The organism is Micromonospora sp. NBC_00617, assembly GCF_045161355.1.
Taxonomy (GTDB): Bacteria; Actinomycetota; Actinomycetes; order Mycobacteriales; family Micromonosporaceae; genus Micromonospora.
In genome coordinates, this window is sequence record NZ_CP107751.1 from 2,274,385 (window position 1) to 2,294,022 (window position 19,638).

The 19,638-nt window shown below is 72.1% G+C and carries 19 protein-coding genes; 8 read left to right on the plus strand and 11 right to left on the minus strand.

Annotation, left to right across the window (positions count from 1 at the left end; all coding sequences use genetic code 11):
- Window positions 1–15 precede the first annotated feature (15 nt).
- Window positions 16–984 (minus strand): ferritin-like domain-containing protein, encoded by a 969-nt coding sequence (locus tag OG505_RS10300; protein ID WP_405432811.1) that lies wholly within the window; start codon window positions 982–984, stop codon window positions 16–18.
- 78 nt (window positions 985–1,062) lie between these two features.
- On the opposite strand from OG505_RS10300, the gene OG505_RS10305 reads away from it, so the two are divergent.
- Window positions 1,063–2,340 (plus strand): condensation domain-containing protein, encoded by a 1,278-nt coding sequence (locus OG505_RS10305; RefSeq protein WP_405432812.1) that lies wholly within the window; start codon window positions 1,063–1,065, stop codon window positions 2,338–2,340.
- Here OG505_RS10305 and OG505_RS10310 read toward each other — a convergent pair.
- Window positions 2,337–3,866 carry a GMC family oxidoreductase gene (locus OG505_RS10310; protein WP_405432813.1) on the minus strand — a complete coding sequence of 510 codons (1,530 nt, stop codon included), beginning with the start codon at window positions 3,864–3,866 and terminating at the stop codon, window positions 2,337–2,339. The two genes, OG505_RS10305 and OG505_RS10310, sit on opposite strands and share 4 nt — an antisense overlap.
- Before the next feature lie 79 nt (window positions 3,867–3,945).
- Between OG505_RS10310 and OG505_RS10315 the strand changes: the two genes are divergently transcribed.
- Entirely contained in the window at window positions 3,946–4,341 is a 396-nt protein-coding gene (locus OG505_RS10315) for a VOC family protein (protein WP_405432814.1), read from the plus strand.
- Window positions 4,342–4,428: 87 nt separating this feature from the next.
- Here the strand turns inward: OG505_RS10315 and OG505_RS10320 are convergent, their stop codons facing one another.
- Together OG505_RS10320 and OG505_RS10325 are read right to left on the minus strand one after the other, a co-directional pair.
- Entirely contained in the window at window positions 4,429–5,508 is a 1,080-nt protein-coding gene (locus OG505_RS10320; RefSeq protein WP_405432815.1) for an acyl-CoA dehydrogenase family protein, read from the minus strand.
- A gap of 32 nt (window positions 5,509–5,540) precedes the next feature.
- Window positions 5,541–6,701, minus strand: a complete 1,161-nt coding sequence (locus tag OG505_RS10325) for an acyl-CoA dehydrogenase family protein (RefSeq protein WP_405432817.1) — start codon at window positions 6,699–6,701, stop codon at window positions 5,541–5,543.
- 78 nt (window positions 6,702–6,779) lie between these two features.
- Between OG505_RS10325 and OG505_RS10330 the strand changes: the two genes are divergently transcribed.
- A complete protein-coding gene (locus OG505_RS10330) occupies window positions 6,780–7,619 on the plus strand; it encodes a thioesterase family protein (RefSeq protein WP_405432818.1) in 840 nt (279 codons plus the stop codon).
- Window positions 7,620–7,626: 7 nt separating this feature from the next.
- Here the strand turns inward: OG505_RS10330 and OG505_RS10335 are convergent, their stop codons facing one another.
- The 5 genes from OG505_RS10335 to OG505_RS10355 all read right to left on the minus strand — a co-directional run bounded on the left by OG505_RS10335 (window position 7,627) and on the right by OG505_RS10355 (window position 13,109).
- The gene (locus OG505_RS10335; RefSeq protein ID WP_405432820.1) at window positions 7,627–8,391 is read right to left on the minus strand and encodes an ABC transporter permease; all 765 of its coding nucleotides are present in this window, start codon (window positions 8,389–8,391) and stop codon (window positions 7,627–7,629) included.
- Window positions 8,388–9,161, minus strand: a complete 774-nt coding sequence (locus OG505_RS10340; RefSeq protein WP_405432821.1) for an ABC transporter permease — start codon at window positions 9,159–9,161, stop codon at window positions 8,388–8,390. Before OG505_RS10340 ends, OG505_RS10335 begins: the two co-directional genes overlap by 4 nt.
- The gene (locus OG505_RS10345) at window positions 9,158–10,117 is read right to left on the minus strand and encodes an ATP-binding cassette domain-containing protein (RefSeq protein ID WP_405432823.1); all 960 of its coding nucleotides are present in this window, start codon (window positions 10,115–10,117) and stop codon (window positions 9,158–9,160) included. The genes OG505_RS10340 and OG505_RS10345 overlap by 4 nt, the downstream gene beginning before the upstream one ends.
- Before the next feature lie 77 nt (window positions 10,118–10,194).
- Window positions 10,195–11,286: a phosphate acyltransferase PlsX gene (locus OG505_RS10350; protein WP_405432825.1), complete on the minus strand. Its 1,092-nt coding sequence runs from the start codon at window positions 11,284–11,286 to the stop codon at window positions 10,195–10,197.
- Window positions 11,286–13,109, minus strand: a complete 1,824-nt coding sequence (locus OG505_RS10355; RefSeq protein WP_405432826.1) for an acyl-CoA dehydrogenase family protein — start codon at window positions 13,107–13,109, stop codon at window positions 11,286–11,288. The genes OG505_RS10350 and OG505_RS10355 overlap by 1 nt, the downstream gene beginning before the upstream one ends.
- Window positions 13,110–13,238: 129 nt before the next feature.
- On the opposite strand from OG505_RS10355, the gene OG505_RS10360 reads away from it, so the two are divergent.
- Together OG505_RS10360 and OG505_RS10365 are read left to right on the plus strand one after the other, a co-directional pair.
- Window positions 13,239–13,817: an NTP transferase domain-containing protein gene (locus OG505_RS10360; protein ID WP_405432828.1), complete on the plus strand. Its 579-nt coding sequence runs from the start codon at window positions 13,239–13,241 to the stop codon at window positions 13,815–13,817.
- A gap of 9 nt (window positions 13,818–13,826) precedes the next feature.
- On the plus strand, window positions 13,827–14,288 hold the full coding sequence (locus tag OG505_RS10365; RefSeq protein WP_405432829.1) for an HNH endonuclease: 462 nt from the start codon (window positions 13,827–13,829) through the stop codon (window positions 14,286–14,288).
- A gap of 18 nt (window positions 14,289–14,306) precedes the next feature.
- Here the strand turns inward: OG505_RS10365 and OG505_RS10370 are convergent, their stop codons facing one another.
- Window positions 14,307–14,774: an HIT family protein gene (locus OG505_RS10370; RefSeq protein ID WP_405432831.1), complete on the minus strand. Its 468-nt coding sequence runs from the start codon at window positions 14,772–14,774 to the stop codon at window positions 14,307–14,309.
- 150 nt (window positions 14,775–14,924) lie between these two features.
- Here OG505_RS10370 and OG505_RS10375 point away from each other — a divergent pair, with 150 nt between their 5' ends.
- The 3 genes from OG505_RS10375 (at window position 14,925) to OG505_RS10385 (ending at window position 17,788) form a co-directional block, all read left to right on the plus strand.
- Window positions 14,925–15,854 (plus strand): tyrosine-type recombinase/integrase, encoded by a 930-nt coding sequence (locus OG505_RS10375; protein ID WP_405432833.1) that lies wholly within the window; start codon window positions 14,925–14,927, stop codon window positions 15,852–15,854.
- 145 nt (window positions 15,855–15,999) lie between these two features.
- Window positions 16,000–16,521 carry a SigE family RNA polymerase sigma factor gene (locus tag OG505_RS10380; RefSeq protein ID WP_405432835.1) on the plus strand — a complete coding sequence of 174 codons (522 nt, stop codon included), beginning with the start codon at window positions 16,000–16,002 and terminating at the stop codon, window positions 16,519–16,521.
- On the plus strand, window positions 16,514–17,788 hold the full coding sequence (locus tag OG505_RS10385) for a rod shape-determining protein MreC (RefSeq protein ID WP_405432837.1): 1,275 nt from the start codon (window positions 16,514–16,516) through the stop codon (window positions 17,786–17,788). Before OG505_RS10380 ends, OG505_RS10385 begins: the two co-directional genes overlap by 8 nt.
- Before the next feature lie 878 nt (window positions 17,789–18,666).
- On the opposite strand, the gene OG505_RS10390 is transcribed toward OG505_RS10385, so the two are convergent.
- The gene (locus OG505_RS10390; RefSeq protein WP_405432838.1) at window positions 18,667–19,566 is read right to left on the minus strand and encodes a Tn3 family transposase; all 900 of its coding nucleotides are present in this window, start codon (window positions 19,564–19,566) and stop codon (window positions 18,667–18,669) included.
- Window positions 19,567–19,638 lie beyond the last annotated feature (72 nt).

Sequence of the window (19,638 nt, forward strand, 5' to 3'; positions counted from 1 at the left end):
TCTCCTCCCGACATCTCAGGCGCGGGGAACGCGGATCGAGCGGTCGGCGAACCCGATGAGGTCCAGCCGCTCCAGGCCCTCGCGGACGCGGGGAGTCAGCAGGCCGATGTTGGCCAGCGCGGTGACCACGCGGGCGAAGATGGCCTGCCGATACTTGATCATCAGCTCGTTGTGTGCGGCGAAGTCGACGCCCTCGCCCCGGTCGACCTCGATGCGGTCCCAGACGTCCTCGAGCAGGAACCGGCGGCGCATGAGGCTCGCCGAGTCGAGCACCATCTCCTCGCGGTCGGCCAGTTCGGCGCTGGTCATCTCGCGGTAGATGCCCTCCAGCGACAGCACCCCGAACGACACGTGCCGGGCCTCGTCGCGGGCCACGAGGCGGGTGATGTCGCAGATGAGGCGGTCGTGGAAGGTGCTGTTGGCGAGCCGGAACGCGGCCATCGCCAGGGCCTCGACCACGATCTGCATGCCCAGCGCGGTGATGTCCCACCGGGAGTCGGAGAGCAGGTCCTCGATCAGCTCGGACAGCGCCGGGTTGATCGGGTACGGATGCGGCACCTTCTCGCGCAGGTAGCGGGAGAACACCTCGACGTGCCGGGCCTCGTCGGCGGCCTGGCTCGCGGCGTAGTACTTGCTGTCGAGGTCGGGCACCACCTCGACCAGGCGCGCGGCGACCACCAGCGCACCCTGCTCACCGTGCAGGAACTGGCTCACCATCCACGACTGGAGTTCCCACCGGAACGTGTCCCACATTCCACGGCCGCGCCGCGCCAGCGGGGACGCCTCGAACGACGCCATGGCGAACGCGGAGTCGTCGGGCAGCGGCTCACCGAACGGCACCTCGATCGACCAGTCGACATCGGTGCTGGCGTTCCACTGTGCGCTCTTGGCCCGTTCGTACAGGGACAGGACCCGGGGCATCTCGGACTCGTAGTGCCACGTCAGTTGCGCACGCACGGGGGTGGTCACCGACAGACCAGACATGCGCCCAAGGTACCGAGAGAGAACACAAGATGCCAGACCCTTGATGACAGATACAACGACGAGCGGTACCGTCGTGGCGTGGCCCCCCGACCCGTACCGGCGTCCGTGGGACAGCGGCTGCTCGGCATCATCGAGCACTACCGGGCGGACCACGGGGCGTTGAACTGCCCGCTGCTGTGCCGCCTCAGCGGCGCGGTCGACCTGACCGCGCTGGAGCGGGCGCTCACGGCGCTTACCGCGCGGCACGAGGCGCTGCGGACCACTGTCGTGGGTCGCGGACCACGGCTGTCCCAGCTCGTGCACGATCCGCGACCCGTCGAGCTGCGGGTGGTCGACCTGCGCGGCGAGCCGGATCCGCGCGCCGCCGCCGACGTCGCCGTCGCCACCGAGCTGGCGACCCGGGTGGACGTCACCCGGTGGCCGACCCGGGCCACCGCCTGGCGGGTCGGCGACCACGAGGTGATCGTGTGCTTCACCATGCACCATCTGGTCACCGACGCGTGGTCGTGCGGGCTGCTCTTCGAGGAGCTGCGCACCCTCTACGTCGACGCGCGGGCCGAGCTGCCCCCGGTGCGCTGGCAGTACCCGCAGTTCGTCACCTGGCAGGAGGATCGGCTGGCCGGCACGGAGCTGGACCGGCAACGCGAGTTCTGGCGCGCTCAGTTGACCGGGCTGCGGTTGCCGCGCCTGCCGTACCGCGAGCCGCCCCCGGACGCCACCCCGGGCGTGCTGGCCCGGGACCTCGACGCCGACGTCGCCGACGGGCTGCGCGCCCTGGCCCGGCGACACCGCACGACGCTGTTCACCGTGGCCCTGGCCGTCTACTACGCCGTCCTGCACCGGGTCACTGGGCAGGGTGACCTCGCCGTCGCCTCGCTGTTCGCCAACCGGGCCCAGCCAGAGAGCCAACGCACCGTCGGGTTCTGCGCCAACATGGTGGTGCTGCGCACCCGGCTGCCGCCGTTCGCCACCTTCGCGGCCCTGCTCCAGGCGACCCACGCGACGACCGCCGCCGCCTTCGCCAACCAGGAGCAGCCCTACCAGGCCGTCGCCACCGGCAGCGCCAACCTGGGCGGCCGGGTCGACGACGTGGTGTTCCAGATGATGGCCGAGCTGTCACACCGCGTACGCGTCGGCGACACCGAGTTCGAGTTGCTCGTTCCCGAGGCGATCGGAAGCCGCTTCGGCACCGAGCTGGCGCTCGCCCCGCGCGGCGACGGCCTGCGCGTGGTGCTGTTCCACACGCCACGGCTCGCCCCGTGCGACGCCGTACGCCTGCTCGACGGCTACGTCGCCGTGGCGCGGGCGGTGGTGGGCAACCCCGCCGTCGCGCTGTCGGCGCTGCTGCGCCGCTAGCCCGCGATCAGCTCGGCCCCACGTTCGCCGATCATGATGCTGGTCAACGCGGCCGGCGCGCGCAGCGGCACCGGAACGATGCTGGCGTCGACGACCCGCAGGTTGGCCACGCCGCGCACCCGGCACCGCCCGTCGACGACCGCGCCCGGGTCGTCCGCCGCGCCCATCCGCGCGCCGCCGACCAGGTTCAACCGGCTGTACGTGGTAGCGCGCAGCAGGTGGTCGAGCTGCTCGTCGTCGCCCACGACCGCGTCGTCGACGAGCGCGAACCGGGCGACCGTCTTGGTGAAGGCCGCCTGGTTGGCGATCTCCCACGCGTGCCGGTACGCGTCGCGCATCCGGGCCAGGTCACCCTCGGCGGTGTAGAACCCGAGGTCGACCACGGGTGGGCTCGCCCCGTCGGCGTCACGCACCGAGATCCGTCCGCGCGAGGCCATCGCCATGTCGCCGATCATCACGGTGTTGACCTGGTCGACGCCGATGATCCGGTCCAGACCCGCGCCGGCGCCCCGCGACGTGCTCATGCCGGTGAACAGGCTCAGATAGAACGCCTGGTCGGCCTCGTGACCCGGGATGCCTGCGAGCCGGGCGATGAGCTGCGTACGCGGCCAGTCCCCGCCGATCGTCTCCGGCTCGGGAACGACCAGGATGATCGCGCCGGGCTGGTCGATCACGTCCGCGCCCACGCCGGGCAGATCGACCAGCGGCGTGATGCCGGCCGCGCGCAGCTCGTCGGCGGGGCCGATCCCCGAGCGCAGCAGCAGAGCCGGGCTGTACGGCGAGCCGGCGCAGAGGATGACCTCCCCGGCGTCGATCCGCTCCCCCGCGACCTGCACACCCACCGCCCGCCCGTCGTCGAGCAGCACGCGCTCGACCTCGGCGTCGCCGCGAACGACCAGATTGGACCGCGACCGGGCCGGATCGAGGTGGGTGCGGGCGGTGGACATTCGCAGCCGGTCGCGCCGGTTCTGCGGGTACATCCCGATGCCGACGGCGTCGGGGGCGTTCATGTCCTCCTGATAGTCGTGGCCCAGGCCGAGCGTGGCCTGCAGGAAGCCGTCCATCGCCGGCGTCAGCTCACCGCGCGGCCACCGGGTGATCAGGACGGGCCCGTCGCCGCCGTGGTGGTCACGGTCGCCGAACTGCTGGTCGGCCTCCAACCGGCGAAACGCCGGGAGCACCGCCGGCCAGTCCCACTCCGGCAGGCCACGGGCGCCCCAGGAGACGAAGTCGGCGGCCGGGGCCCGCATCGCGCCCCGGTCGTTGATCTGCGTCGAGCCGCCGACCACCCGGCCGCGCCGCAGCGGCGCCTCCCGCCCGGCGACGACGGTCGCCCGCAGGGCCCAGTCGAAGCCGTCCTCGGCCTCCACCGAGCCGGTGCGCAACGCCTCGGGCACCGCGGCACCGACGAGGTCGGGGCCGGCCTCCAGCAGCAACACGGAACGGGCCGGATCCTCGCTCAGGCGGGCCGCGAGCACCGCGCCGGCCGCGCCCGCGCCGACGACCACGAAATCGTAGCGAAGCATGGGCTCAGCGTAGCCGAACACACGACATGCCAGGACGCATCACATGTGCTATCCGCGATTCTTCATTAGACTCTCGGGTATGAGCAGAGGCCCGGAAGTCATGCCCACCCTGCGCTACCGCGACGCGCCGGCCGCCATCGGGTGGCTGGTCGACGTCGTCGGTTTCCGCGCGGAGCTGGTCGTCCCCGGCCCGGACGACTCCATCAGTCACGCGCAACTGACCTGGGGCAACGGCATGGTCATGCTCGCCTCCCAGACGGACGGCAGCGACGGCCGACTCGTTCTGGACACCGGGCCCGCCGCGACCTATGTGGTGCTCGACGACGTGGCGGCGCACTACGAACGGGTCGTCGCCGCCGGCGCCGAGGTCGTGCAGAAGCTCCGCGACGAGGACTACGGCGGCCAGGGCTATTCGGTCCGCGACGCCGAGGGCAACCTGTGGAGCTTCGGCTCCTACCGGCCCGGCTCGTCCTGACCACCGACTGCTGATCCACGGTGCGCGGGCGGCTTCCGCGCGCGGTGGATCAGCCCTCGGCGCAGCCCCCGCGCCCTCGCGGCGAAGTCAGTCGTCCAACAGCAGGCCGGCCAGCTCGGCCCGGTTGTCGGCGACCGTGCCGTCGAAGGTCGCCAGCCACCACGCCCGGCGATACCAATGGTGCAGCGGCTGCTCCCACGTGAAGCCGCTGCCGCCGTAGGTCTGGATGGCTACCTCGCAGGCGGTCATCGCGGCCTCGCGGGCGGCCACGCCGGCCGTGAGCACCGCCTGGTCGGCGACCCGGCCCGGCTCGGCGTCGACCGCCCACGCGGCCCGGTAGGCCAGGGACCGGGCCGTCTCGATGTGGCCGTAGCACTCCGCGAGGGGGTGCGCGACCGCCTGGTTGGCGCCGATCGGCGCTCCGAACTGGGTGCGGGTGGCGGCGTACCCGCTGGCCCAGGTCAGCGCCCTCGCCGCCACGCCGACGGCCTCCGCGGCGAGCAGGGCCAGGGTCCGCTGCCGGGCCAGCGCGAGCACGTCGGCGGCGGCGTCCGCGGCCACGAGGAGCGTCGAGGGTACGCCGGTCAGCTCCACCGTCGAGACGGTGCGGCTCTCATCGAGCGCCTGCCCGCCGGCCCCGGCCGGCGTCGCCCGCACCGCCGACGCGTCGACCAGGCGCAGCTCCACCCCGTACGGCCCGGTCGCGGCCACCACCAGGTCCACCACCTCGAGCGCGTGTGGCACGCGGATCGCCCGGCCGGTCAGCGTCCCGTCGGCGGCGACCGCGCAGCCGACTCCCGGGGTGTCCGTGGACGAGCGAGCGTCGGTGGACGCCCTCCCACGGGCGGCGGCAACCGCCTCGGCGAGGGTGCCGGGGCCGTTCGTCCACGCCCAGGCCAGCGTCGCGGGAGCGGCGACCGGCCGGCCCGCCGCCCGCAACGCCGGGCCGGCCAGGCCCACGGTGGCCCACCAGGGTGACCGGCTGCGCGCCCAGCCCAAGCATTCGGCGAGCAGCGCCAGCTCGACGGTGCCCAGCTCCGCGTCGAGCCAGCCCAGGTCGGTGACCTCGGCCCACGCCTGGCCGTCGTCGGTGGCCCGGTCGTCGGCGAGGTACTTCGCCGCGGTGTCCCGCAGCGCCTCCTGCTCACCGGTCAGTGCGAAGTCCATCAGGTCTCCCCTCGTCGTGGGCGGGTCGGCGGTCAGTACGACCGGGGCAGGCCCAGTACGCGCTCGGCGACCAGGTTGCGCAGCACCTCGGAGGTGCCGCCCTCGATGGTGTTGGCGCGGCTGCGCAGCATCTGGTGCCGCCAGTAGCGGTCCCACCCGTCCGGTTCGGCGTCGTCGCCGAGCAACTGCACGGCGAGGGTGGTGAGCCGCTGGTGCGCCTGCGACCAGCGCAGTTTGATCACCGACGTCTCCGGGCCGGGCACCCCGGTACGCGCCAGCGCGGCCAGAGCACGCCGGTTGGTCCAGCGCAGACCCTCCAACTCGACGTAGCGGGCGGCGATCTGGTCGCGTACGACCGGGTCGGTGTCGCGGCCGCGGGCCTTCGCGGTCGCCACCAGCCGGCGGAACGCCACGTCCAGCCGGGCGGTCAGGGTGAACCCGAAGGTGCCCCGCTCGTGGGCGAGGGTGGTCATCGCGACCCGCCACCCGTCGTCGACCGCACCGACCACCGCGTCGAGCGGCACCCGCACCTCGTCGAACTCAATCTCGGCGAACTCGGCCTCGCCGGTCAGCTGGCGGATCGGGCGCACCGTGACACCGGCCGAGCGCAGGTCCACCAGCAGGCAGGTCAGCCCGCGGTGGCGGCGCTCTTCGGGGGCGGTGCGCGCCAGCAGCAGGCAGTGGTCGGCGAGGTGCGCGTACGACGACCACACCTTGCGCCCGGTCACCACCAACTCGTCGCCGTCTCGGCGCGCGGCGGTCCGCACGGCGGACAGGTCGCTGCCGGCCTCCGGCTCGGAGAAGCCCTGACAGAAGATGATGTCCCCGGTGAGGATGCGCGGCAGGTACCAGGCGCGCTGCTCGGGCGACCCGCAGGCGATGATGGTCGGCCCGACCATGCCCAGGCCGATGACTCCGATGTGCTCGGCGGCCTCGGCCCGGGCCGTCTCCTCCAGGTAGATCGCCTGGTAGGCCGGGGGCAACCCGCGCCCGCCGTGCTCGGCCGGCCAGGTCAGGCCCGCGTACCCGGCGGCGTGCAGCCCGCGGGTGAACGACCGCACCGCCTCGATGTCGCCCCACCGACCCTGCGGCGGCGCCCCGTCCGGGCCGGCGGTCACCGGCACCGCGCCCGCCAACCAGGCCCGCAGGCCCGCCCGGAACTCGGCCTCCTCGGCGCTGTCACGCAGATCCATGCGCCGCATCGTACTCGTATCTGCTTTTGATCTGCAGTATCTTGTTTTCACGCGTCCCGACGCCGGAAGGGGTCCTTGATGGCCAGTCTCGCGGACGACGCCGCGGTCCGACAGACCGCGCCCGGCCAGTACCGGGCTTACCTGTCCGAGGACTGGTCGGTGTGGGGGCCCAACGGCGGTTACCTGGCCGCGATCGCGCTGCGCGCGGCGGGCGAGGAGGCCGGCGCCATGCTGCCGGTGAGCCTCAGCTGCCAGTTCCTCGCGCCGGCGCGCTACGGCGACGTCGACGTCGAGGTCGCCCGCGTGCACGGCACCCGACGCGCCGCCGCCCTGCACGTCACCCTGCGCCAGCGCGGCCGGATCCTGCTCGCCGCGTACGTCTGGACCATCGCCGCCGGCCTGCTCGGCCCCGAACGGCGCTGGATGCCACCACCTGACCTGCCCAAGCCCGACGAGCTGCCCACCCTGGTCGAGCTGATGCGCCGCGACGGCCTGCCGGTGCTGCCGATCTGGGAGCGGTGCTACGAGGTACGCCTGGCCGGCTGGCCCGCCGGAGGCTGGCAGCCGCAACGCGACGGCGTGCCCACCATCCGGGGCTGGCTGCGGCTGCACGAGGAACTGCCGGCCGACGCGGACCCCTGGCTGGCGGCGGCCCGCCTCGTCTTCGCCGTCGACGTGGTGCAGTTCCCGGCGGTGGTGCAGGCGTTCGAGCGGACCACGTTCATGGCCCCGAGCATGGACCTGTACGTGGGGTTCCAGGGCGGCGACGACGGCGCGGGCTGGCTGCTGGTGGAGGGCGAGGCCGCCGCCGCCACCGGCGGGGTGCTCGGCGCCCGCGCCCGCGTCTGGTCCGACAGCGGGCTGTTGCTGGCCACCGGCGGGCAGCAGATGCTGTACCGGATGGCCAGCCCCGTCTGACGAGGGCTCAGCCGTCGGCGCGGCGGCCGAACCGGCGCACCGCCACCAGCAGGCAGACCCCGCCCAACCCGAGCACCCACGCGAGGGTCTGCAGCACCGGCCACAGCACCGGCCCGCCGCTGGACAGACCGACCAGCGCCTCGGTGGCGACCGAGAACGGGTTGACCCGCACCACGGGCTGCACCACCGAGGGGAACGCCGACACCGGCACGAACCCCGAGGAGAAGATGAACAGCAGGGTCGCCGGACCGGTCAGCGACGGCGGCAGCGACTCCTCGTCACCGGGACCGGAGCCCCGCCACAACGCGATCGCCGCCCACAGCACACCGAACAGCGCGATCACCGCGAAGAAGCCGACGACGGCCAGCGGCCCCTGACGGAACCGGAACCCCAGCAGCATCGCCACGCCCGTGGTGAGGGCTCCGATGCCGACGATGCGCAGCACGTCACCGACGACCCGACCGGCCAGCAGCGCCCCCGGCGCCACCGGCATGGTGCGCAGCCGGTCGACCAGCCCGCCGCGCAGGTCCCGCAGGAACCCGACGGCGCTCGACGGCGACCCGAACGCGGCGGTGGACAGCACCACCAGCGGGCCCAACCGCTCCAGGTAGTGCTGCCGGTCGCCGTCGCCGACGATCCGGCCGAACACCGCGTACTGGGTGAGCAGGAGCAGCACCGGGAACGCGAACGCGTAGACCAGCGCGGGCGGCGCCCGGAAGAACCGGCGAAGATTACGCCCGGCGAACAGCGAGGCCTGCGTGACGGTGCTCATCGGCTCCTCCGAAACGAACGTGCCGCGGCCGCGCCGAACAGCAGCCCCAGGACCAGCAACCAGACCAGCGCCGGCCACACCCTCTCGTCGGCGCCCTCGGTGGACAGCGCGCGCAACGCGTCGACCTGGGCGGAGAACGGCGACACCTGGACCACCGGTTGCAGCCAGCCCGGAAACGCGTCGACCGGGACGAAGGCGGTGGAGACCGTGGTGAGCACCAGGTACGGCAGGGTCAGCGCCGAGTACACCTGCTCCGGGTCGCGGGCGCCCAGCCCCAGGGCCACGCAGCCCGCCGCGAGCACCACCGCGAAGCCGACCGCCAGCAGGACGAAGCCCGCGGCGCGGGCCACCCCGGCGGTGAACCGGAAACCGACGAGCACCGCGGCGACGAGGATCACCGCCACCGCGACGGCGGCGCGGGCCGCGTCCACCACGAGCCGGGCCAACGGCACCACGACCGCGTTCATCGGCAACGTCCGGTACCGGGCGGTCAGGCCGCTGCGGGCGTCGCCGGCGATCATGTAGCAGGCCGACATGGCGACCAGGGCGGTGGTCTGCACGACGATCGCGGGCGGAAGGAACTGCTCGTAGGCGATCCCGTAGTCGGACATCAGCCGCTGGAAGACCACCATGAAACCGGCGAAGAACGTCAGCGGGAACACGACGGTCAGGCCGACCGACCGGCCCGCGCGAGCCTGCCGCAGGTTGCGGGCGGCCAGGACGGCGAACTGCCGCAGCCCGCTGGCCGGCACCGCCGTCGCGGTGCTCACCGGCCGGCCCCCGCCGCGTCCGCCTTCTCGGTGTCGTCGGACCCGGTCAGGGACAGGAACACCTCGTCCAGGGTGGGCCGCCGCACGGTGACGTCGTCGGCCTGAACACCCGCCGACTCCAGCCGCCGCACCACCTCGGTCAGAGTGCCGGAGCCGGCGGCCAGCCGCAGCACGTCCTCGTCCTCGGTCAGCCCCTCGAACGCCGCCCTCAGCTGCGAGGCCGCGACCGCCCGGGCCCGCGGGTCCTCGATGCGCACCTCGCAGACCGCGCCGCCGAGCTGGCGCTTGAGCTCATCGGGGGCGCCCTCGGCGGCGACCCGGCCGTGGTCGATGAGCAGGACCCGCCCGGCCAACTGGTCGGCCTCCTCCAGGTACTGCGTGGTGAGCAGCACGGCCGTGCCGTCGTCGCGCAGCTCCCGGACGACCTCCCACAGGGCCCGCCGGCTGCGCGGGTCCAGGCCGGTGGTCGGCTCGTCGAGGATCAGCACGGGCCGGTCGACCACCAGGCTCGCGGCCAGGTCGAGGCGGCGGCGCAGGCCACCGGAGTAGGTGCGCACCGCCTTGCCCGCCACCTCGCCCAGGTCGAAGCGGTCGACCAGCTCGTTTGCGCGGGTGGCAGCCGCCTGCCGGCCCAGCCCGAGCAACCGGCCGAACAGCACCAGGTTCTCCCGGCCGGTCAGCAGCTCGTCGAGGGCCGCGAACTGGCCGGTGACCGCGATGCTGCGGCGCACCTCGGCGCCCTGATCGACGACGTCGAAGCCGGCGACGCGGGCGGTGCCGGAGTCCGGCTTCAGCAGCGTGGTGAGACAGTGGATCGTGGTGGTCTTGCCCGCGCCGTTGGGTCCGAGCAGGCCGACCACCTCGCCCGCGGCCACCTCGAAGCTCACCCCGTCGACCGCCGTCGTCGCGCCGAACGACCGGCGCAGATCGCTGACCTGGATCAACTGTTGTGACATCGCACCACCCTCATGCCAGGAATGCCGGAACCATATCAACGCTTGTCTGTGTAAAGCCAGATACGAGAATGGATAACTCATCCGTCGACCGGGCTGCGCCGGGTGCGTAGTCGCTGGCGCGACGAGGCCGCGAAGGCGACGGCGATCCGCTCGACCACACCCGAGCGGACGCACTCCCCGGCGATGCGCACGCTCGACTCGACGTCGACGGCGGTGGCCGTTCCGTGGCAGATCACGCACACACCGCGTACCCCGAGCAGCGCTCCACCCGGCTCGGCCGCGAGCCCGTCGCGCACCGCCCGGGTCACCCGCCGCCGCCGGTCGCGCGCCAACGCCCCGATGGGCGAGAACGCCCGCACCGCGTCCAGCGCCAAGCCGACGGTGGCGTCCAACGTCCGCTCGTACATCTTCAACGCCACGTCGCCGGTGAACCCGTCGGTCACCGCCACGTCGATGCGGCCTCCGAGCACGTCGTACGCCTCGATCTGACCGCTGTACCCGGGCATCGTGGCCAGCAGCAGGTGCGCGTCGCGGCGGACCGGCCCGCCCTTGACCGCCTCGTGCCCGTTGGACAGCAGGCCGATCCGCGGCCGCGCCAGCCCCAACCGCCCCCGCGCGTACTCCGCGCCCAGCACCGCGAACTCGACCAGCCACTCCGGTACGGCCGCCGCCGTCGCGCCGATGTCCAACAGCACGGTCGGACCGGCGCCCGGCACCGGCAGCACCGTCGCCAGGGCCGGGTTGCTCACCCCCGGCACCCGACCCAGCCGGACGGCGGCCGCGAGCACCGCCGCGCCGGTGTTGCCCGGGGTCACCATGGCGTCCGCCCGGCCCGCCGCCACCTCCCCGGCGGCGACCAGGAGCGAGGAGCGCCGCTTGGCGTACGTCGCGGCCACCGGATCCTCGCCCATGCCGACCACGTCCGGGGCGTGCACCAGTCGTACGCCCACCGGCGCGACACCGCCGGGCAGCAGCGGGCGGATGAGCGCCTGCGGGCCGACCAGCGCGATGTCCACCGTGGCGGCCGCGGCCAGCGCGCCGGCGACGACGGGCTCCGGCCCGAGATCCGCGCCGGCGACGTCGACCGCCACCCGCAGCCGCCGCTCCGGTGACGCTTCCTGTCCCGCCACCCGCATCCGCCGGTCCGGTGACCCACCCTGACGCGCCATCACCGCGTCCCGACGCCGAGCCGGCCCGCCGTGGCGGATCTGCCGGTCCCGCCGTCGCCGTCGGGTCCGTCCGATGTCGATGCTCCTGCGAGCGCGTCCGTTGCCGTCCACCCGGCCGGTTCGGCGGGGGGCGACGTCAGCCAGCGGCGCAGCGCGGTACGGGCCGGCGCCAGCTCGCCCGCGAACGCGACGACCAGATCCCGGTGACCGTGTGCCGTGTCGGCGGGGCGATCGGCGCACAGGTCGGCGGCGAGCACCTCGACCCGGGTGGCGAGTTCGGCGCCGCGCCAGCCCAGCGCGTAGCCCAGCGCCGCCTCGTCCCGGGCGGCGGCCCGCCCGGGCAGGCCGGCGACGGCACGACACTCGGCGTCGATCAGCTCGACCGCGGCGAGCAGCGCCTCGGCCTCGGCGAGGACGCCGGCGGCGGCATACCGCCAGGCCTGGTCGGCGGCCCACCGCCCGTCGCGGCGGGCCTGCCCGACCAGGTCGACCAGGCGGGTGACCAGCGCGCCGAGCGCGGCCACCGCCGCACGACCGGTGTGCGCGGCGAGCGTCGCGGCGCGGGCCGCCGGGCCCGGGGCGTACGGCCGCAGCCGCAGCCGCGCGGCCCGCACCAGCGGTTGCGGTGTCCGGGAGTACGCGTCAGCCAGCACCGGATAGCCGTCGCCGGAGCGGTCGGAGCCGGCGGCGAAGCGTTCCAACCGCCACTGCAACTGGTCCAGCAGGATGTGGCGGGTGCCGTCGAACACGCCGTAGAGCAGCACGTCGCGGACCCGCGCGGCGTACCCGAACTCCTCGACGAGGGCCCGCGAGCCCAGTACCGCGCGGCCCTCGGTGACGGCCTGCTCGGCCAGCTCGCAGCAGGCGTACTTGGCCACGGCGGCGGCGTACGCGGCGGCCGGACCGAGCGCGTTGATGAGGAAGGTGGCCTTCACGGCGGTCGCCGCGACCAGCACGTCGAGGGCCGCCGCCCGGACGAGGTGTTCGGCGATCGCGCCGAGGCGCACGATCGGTTCGCCGTAGACGTCGCGCTCGCGGGCGTACCGCACGGCCTGGGCGAGCGCGCCGCTGGCGGCGCCGGAGGCGAGTGAGCCGATGCCGCCGCGCGACAGCGCCAGGGTCAGTTGCAGAATGGTCAGCCCGTCGCCGGGCGTGCCGATCGGCTGGGCCGGGGTGCCGGCGAACCGTACGCCGGAGATGTCGGCGGCGACGGCGGGCAGCGTCCGCCATCGGGGCAGGGCCGTCACCGTGTCGTCGCGCTCGGCGAGGAACAGGCCGAAGCGGTCGGTGTCGGCGAGCCGGGCCAGGGTGATGAGCACGTCGTGCCGGGTACCGCCGTTGATGAGTTGCTTCTCGCCGGTCAGCCGGTACCCGCCGTCGACCGCGTCGGCGCGGGTGCCGGTGCGGGCCAGGTTGCTGCCGTGCTCCAGCTCAGTGAGCAGCATGGCGGCGGCGCCTCCGCCGCGCAGCACCGCGCCGGCCCGGTCGCGCTGCTCGCGCGTGCCGGCGATGCAGAGCGGCAGCAGGGCCAGCGCGTTGACCCCGAGGGTGATGGCGAGGCTCCCGCTGTGCCGGGCGGCCTGCGCGTTGAGGGCGTTGACGTGCACGGCGGTGGCGCTGGCGGGGTCGTACACGGCGGCGACGCCGATCTCCCGCAGGTCGCCGAGGACGTCGTCCGGTGGTGTGCGCCCCGCGTCGGCCGCCGCGAGCCGGCGTGCGGTGTCGGGGTGATCCAGGTGCCGGGCGATGGCCGGCAGCGGGTCGAGCTGGGCCATCGGCAGGGGGCAGAGTCGTTGCCACGCCGACGTCTCGTCCGGTGTCATCCGGCACCTCACCGTAAATACGTGACAGCAGATACGAGATGCATGCTAGCGGTCCCGGCCGACCGGTTCACCCCCTGAGGCTCATCCCGATGCGACGCCGACGGGCGCGCGGCTGACTACGCTCGGCCCATGGTGACGGCGGGACTGCTCCTCGCGGCCGGCGCCGGGCGTCGACTCGGCATGCCGAAGGCCCTCCTGCCCTATCGTGGGCGACTGCTGGTGGACCACGCGGCGGCGATCCTCACGGCTGCCGGCTGCCAACCGGTCGTGGTGGTGCTCGGCGCGCAGGCCGACCAGGTGCGCTCCCGGGCGCGACTGCCCAGCGTGGTGCTCAACGACGACTGGGCGACGGGCATGGGCTCGTCCCTGCGGACCGGGCTCGCCGCCCTGACGGCCAGCCCGGCCGTGGCCGTCGTGGTCACCCTGGTCGACATGCCCGGCCTCACCCCCGAGGCGGTGCGCCGCGTCGCCCGCGACGCCACCGTCGGCTCCCTCGCCGTGGCCACCTATGCGGACGGTCGGCGCGGGCATCCGGTGCTGCTCGGCCGACAGCACTGGGCCGGCGCGGCCGAGGCGGCCACCGGAGATCGGGGCGCGCGGGACTACCTGCGGGCCCGGGGCGAGGCGGTACGGCTGATCCCCTGCGCCGATGTCGCCGACGGCACCGACGTGGACGTGCCCGAGCAGGCGGCCCGCCTCCCCGGATAGGGTGACGGCGTGCTCAGCGGGGTCAAGGGTCTGTCCCGACACTTCACCGAAGACAGTCTGCGTGAGTATCTGCTGCAGCGGTCGGTCCGGCAGGCCGACGGCTGTCTGATCATCCGCGGCTACGGCTCACGGCGCGGCGTCTACCAGAAGGTGGCGGGCCGCGCGTGGGCGCACATCGCGGCGTACGCCGTCTTCGTCGGCGGCTACGACCCGCACCTGGAGGTCGACCACCTCTGCCCAGCGAGGGACTGCGTCGAGCCCACCCATCTGCGGCAGGTCAGCCACGCGGACAACTGCCGCACGAGAGCGCAGACGTCGACCTGCCGCAACGGGCACGAGCGCGAACTCGACGAGTCGACGGGCCGGTACCGCCGCACGTGCCGTGCCTGCAACCGGGACAGCCAGCGTCGCTGGCGCGAGCGCCAGGCCGCCGAGGTGGCTCAGGCCCGCTCGGCGTACGTCCCGAGATAGGGCTTCGTCACCCGCTCCTCATCCGGCCGGGTCGAGCTGTGCGCGAAGCGCGGCGGCGATGTCATCCTGCTGCGCCTCGTCAAGGCGTTCACCCTCGACGGCGTTCAGGTAGCCGAAGACCGCAGGGCCGCGGCGATCGTCCGGGAGGTCGGGCATCCGTGGCACCACGTGAAAGTGCACGTGGGCGAAGCCTTCCTTCTCGGCGAGCTGGATGACGTAGGTCTTCGCGCATCCCGTCACGGCGTGCAGGGCGCGCGACAGCCGGACCTGCCACGTGCCGAGGCTGGCCGCTTCGGTGTCGGACAGTTCGGCGATCGACGTGACGTGCCGGCGCGGGACGAGCACCAGCCAGCCGGGCAAGGTCGAGTCGAACGCGTGGGCGACCCGCCAGTGCTCGTCAGCGGCGACGAGTTCACGGATCGGCAGGACGTCGATCCGCCGGTTCGGCCCTTGAGGACCAACGCTCGGAGAAGTCCCGTTAAGCAAGATCTTTAACGGGTGGGCCTGTTCTATCGCAGAAAGCTAGTGATTTTCTGCGATAGAGTGCCGGACCGGGAGCGGTGACCTGGATCCGACCGCAACCGGTGCGGTGCCGACTGGCCGTGCTTTTCTGCGATAGGGCGGGAGGTGGTTCGGGTGGGCACGGTGCGTCGGCTGCGCCCGGTGGCGGGGCCGTCGGTGGTCGAGGCGATCGACGGCTTCCTGGCGACCCTCGATCATCCGGAGACCGCCGGCACCCGTCGGGTCTACGCCTCGACGCTGCGGCAGGTGCGCGAGCACCTGGGCCCGGCCACCCCCCTCGCAACGCTCGACACCCCGGCCGCCGCAACGGAGCTGGTCGCCTGGTTCACGGGACGGTGGGGTGAGCGGGCGCCGGCCACGTTCAACCGCAACCTGGACACCCTGCGCTCGGCGATCGGCTACTGGCGGGAACAGGACTGGCTCGCCGGCGATCCGAGCCGGGCGTTGCGCCGGCGCGGCCGGGCACCGGACCGGACCCGGGCGCTGGGCCGGGCGGAGATCACCGCGCTGCTGGCCCGGGAGGACCTGCCGCTGCGGGAGCGGACGCTGTGGCGGCTGCTCTACGAGAGCGCCGCCCGCGCCGGCGAGGTCCTCGCGCTCGACGTGGAGGACCTGGACCTGCGCAACCGGTGCGCGAAGGTGCGCCGCAAGGGCAACGCCGTCGACGTGATCGTGTGGCAGACCGGGACCGCCCGGCTCCTGCCACGCCTGCTCAAAGGGCGGACCGGCGGTCCGGCGTTCCTCACCGACCGCCGCGCCCGCGTGCCCCTGGCCCCGGCCGACGTGTACGAGCCGACCGGGCAGGCCCGCCTGTCCTACCGCCGCGCCGCCGAACGCTTCACCGAGATCACCGGCGGGGCCACGCTGCATCAGCTGCGGCACTCCGCGTTGACTCACGCCGCAGAGGACGGGGCGAACACCTCCACGCTGCTGTCGTTCTCCGGGCACACCTCGGTGGCGTCCCTGGCCCGCTACGCCCGGGTGTCCCCAGAGGCGCTGCGCCGCTGGCAGCAGCGCCGCGACCCGGCCATCCGCCGCCGGTAACCCGGCCGCAGCACCGAAGAAGGGCTCAGACGTCGAGGATCCGGCGGACCTGGCCGGTCGAAGGTTTCGGAGTCACGGCAACGTTTGCTGGGGTCGAGGGCGTAAGTAGTGGCCGTGAGATTGAAGCTGAGGGTGCGGATGGCTGATGCATGATCGCGAGGATGAGGAGGTGACAGCCTTTGTGCGGGCGCGTTACGGATCGCTGCTCGGGACCGCCTTCTTGCTGTGCGGAGATCGAGGGAAAGCCGAGGATCTGGTCCAGACGACGCTGGCCAAGACGGTTGTGGCGTGGCCTCGACTGCAACGTTCAGAAGGCGTCGACCACTACGTTCGGCGCATCCTAGTCAACACCTTCGTGACCTGGAGGCGGCGCCGATCCTGGTGGGAACAGCCTCTGGGTCGGCTGGTGGAGACTCAGGCACGCGACGAGTACGTGGGGGTGGAACAGCGGGACTTGCTCCGCCGGGCGTTGGACGGGCTGCCAGCACGACAGCGTGCCGCCGTCGTACTGCGTTTCTACGAGGACCTGTCCGAGCGGGACACCGCACACGTACTGGGTTGCTCGGTGGGCACGGTCAAGAGTCTTTCGTCGAGGGGTCTGCACACTCTGCGTAAGCAGTTGGTTGAGGCCGACGCTGTTGCTGATCAAGAGGTGCGCTATGCGTAACACGACCGAGTTGCGTGACGGTCTGGTGGATCTGGCCGGGTCGGTGGCGCCGACTGAGGGTTATGAAGGCAAGGTCATGCGGCGGGCAGACCGGCGTCGCGGGCGGCGGCGTATCGCCGCTGGAGCCGCGGCTGCAGTGTGCATGGCGGTGCTGGTCACGATGTTTCGGGTTGTCGGATTCGGGCCCACACCGCAACTCGCTGCTCCGCCGCCGGATGGCCCGTTTCTGGGCTGGTCCCCGGTGGGAGACGTGGACGCTGGCCTGGTAGGTGAGGCCACCAGCGTCTGGGATCGTGCCGAATCGGCAGGCCCGCACACTGATGTTCGAGCCCTGGTCGCGACGCGCCACCCACGCCTGCGCTCAACGGTGGTCGTCCTTCAGGGATACGACAAGCAGGGCGACGCGCGCTTGGCGTTCTTCACCGGTGATTCCAGTGCGGCGGACGCCTTACGGATGCGGGTTGATCGGCCGGCGCCCGACCCGGTGAAGACTCAGGTGATAAGTCTGGTCAGTCCACGGTTGTCCGGCGCCGCCGGCGAGGTCAGTAATGACTCCTGGGGCACCTATGCCATTGCCCTCGCCATGCCAGGCGTGACAGCAGTGCGGATCTCGAGCACCGCGGTCGATGATGAAATGACACAAGAACCGGACGGCCCCACCAGTCGCCTCGTGGTGAAGCGATTCCCGCTCGCTGCGACCGCGCAGACAACGACGATCGCCGGGTTCATCAAGCCGAACCGACCGTTCGCCAGCCTCGCGAGGGTGTTCGAGGTACCTGGTGAGGACGGTGTGGACGGCGACGCGCGAGCCGTACCCGCTGAGGTACTAAGCAGGAACGGCCAACAGATAAACGTGGCGTTCCCAAAGGATCAGGGGGTCCGGCGAGGGCAACTGGCCGTCGTCGCCGAAGGTTTGGTCGGACGCGTAGCGGCAGTCGATACCGTCCGCGGCGAGGCTACTGTCGACCTCATCACCAACACCGGATTCGCCGGCCAGGTCTACACGAATATCAGTAATGTTCCGGGTTCCGTGCGCGGCGCCGGCGAAAAGCTGGTCATGGAAGGCGTTCCCTCAGACGGTGAGGTTTATCAGGCCAACCGTGTCTTGATGCCGGATCCGTCCCAGCACAGCAATCAGGTTGGCGCTGTCACGATCGGGCGAGCGTCTGCGGACAAGACGGCAGGCGCGACCACGGTGGAACTTACGCCAACAGCCGACCTCGCCAGCCTGACTAGATTGTCGATCATGACGCCATCCGCCCCCTGACGGCGGCCCGCCGACGCAAGGATGCGCGGAGGCGACTCGCCTCCGCGCATCCTCAACAGATCTGCAGGTCAGTAGTGAACGTAGCCGCTGCCGGAAGCCTTTGCGATGTCACCGCCGGAGTTGCCCGTAGAGTAATAGTAGAAGTGCATAGTGGTGTTCGTCGGAACGTTCGACCAACACCAGGTACGCGTTACACCGTCAGTGGGAACGGTGATGGTCCCACCCGCTGTAAGTTCAACCTTGAACTGATGGTACGACCCCCGGGGGAGTCCCACGTGGCTTCGATGTCCTTGCAGAAGCTCGTCTTCGTGGATCTGAAGTCCCGGCCGTGCAGGCTCCACACCCCGTCAAAGGTGAAGGAGTACGGAATTGAGGAGACCGCGAGAGGGGAAACTCCCGTGGTGGTCGTAGGGCCGTTCTGAGTGTAGTGGTCGATTGAGCCCTCAAGCTTGGGCTTCCTCCCGGTGACCGTCATGGTCACATTCGGCGGGAGCGACGCCCACACGGCGGCATTGTTCGCCGCGATCTCGGCGGCACTAACCGTCGGTTTCACCTGCTCGCCGCCAGCCGCTGCGGTTTCAGGTGCTGCTTGAGCCGGAGCAGCCAGTAGCAGCAATCCTGTCGTCGCGGCACCGATAATTCCGAGCGACCGCTTCACTAACGAGTGTGACACTCTGTGATCCTCCCGTGCGGTTTGTGTGATAGCCCTTCCCTGTCATCGATCGGGCCATCACTTCAAGAGCGACTGTGATCGATCTGTGTGCGACTTTTCACCTGAATCGGGTCAACGCGCCCGGCGGGCCTGTGATATCGGCCAGGAGTCTCCGCGGGAGGGGCACCGCGTCCAGCCACTCCTGATTTGTCGGGAAGCCGCGCGTTTACCGCTGGCCGGGGTTGCGCAGCGGGCGCCGCCCGCCGGCGAGGTCGGGCAGGACGAACGAGTAGTGGCCGTGAACGTTGAGGTGCGCGTGCTGGTAGACCGACAGGCGGGCCGCGTCGACGTCGCGCACCGGGTAGCCCTGGGTTCGCAGGGTGTCCAGGGCGTGATCGAGGTAGAGGGTGTTCCACAGGGTCACGCAGTTGAGAACCAGGCCGAGGGCGCCGAGCTGGTCCTCCATGCCGTCGTGGTACGCCCGGTACACCTCGCCCTTGCGGCCGTGAAACACCTTAAGGCCCAGGCCGTGGCGCTGCTCCTGCAGGTTGCGCATCCGCTTCATCTCCCGCCGGTACGCGGGGTCCTCGACCAGGGTCAGCACGTGCTGAGTCTTGAAGATCCTGCCGTAGTGGGCGATCGCCTCACCCAGGGCGTTGAGCCGGCCGTCGCGTTGCAGCACCCGGATCGCGTCGTGGGCGGAGATCGCCCGAGTGTGGATCGAGGCGATCACCCGCAGGATGTCCGGCCAGTGCCGGGCGATCTTGCCCAGATCGCTGCGGCCCCGGGCAGTGCGGTCCAGGTAGCCGTAGTCCGCGGCCGCGTCGATGCGCCACAGCTTGGTGTCGGGCAGGTCGGCCAGCACCGGCCGGTAGTCGAAGCCGAGCAGGGTGACGATGCCGAAGATGAGGTCCGAGTACGAGCCCTGGTCGGTGATGAGGACCTCGGGTCGGGGCCCGCCATGCGGGTCGTAGACCAGGTCGACGAAGTGCAGGGTGTCGCGTGGAGTGCCCGACAGCACCCGCCCGGTCAGGCCAATTGCCTGATCCGAGATCATGTTGAGCCAGGTCACGCCGCGTTTGCGGGCGAAGTACTTCGGGTTCGGCCGGGCGTCGACGCTGCGCACCGGGACCACGAAGGGGCCTGTAGGGAGATCTGTGTAACGGAATATGTCGAATTTCCGTTAAGGCCGGTGGAG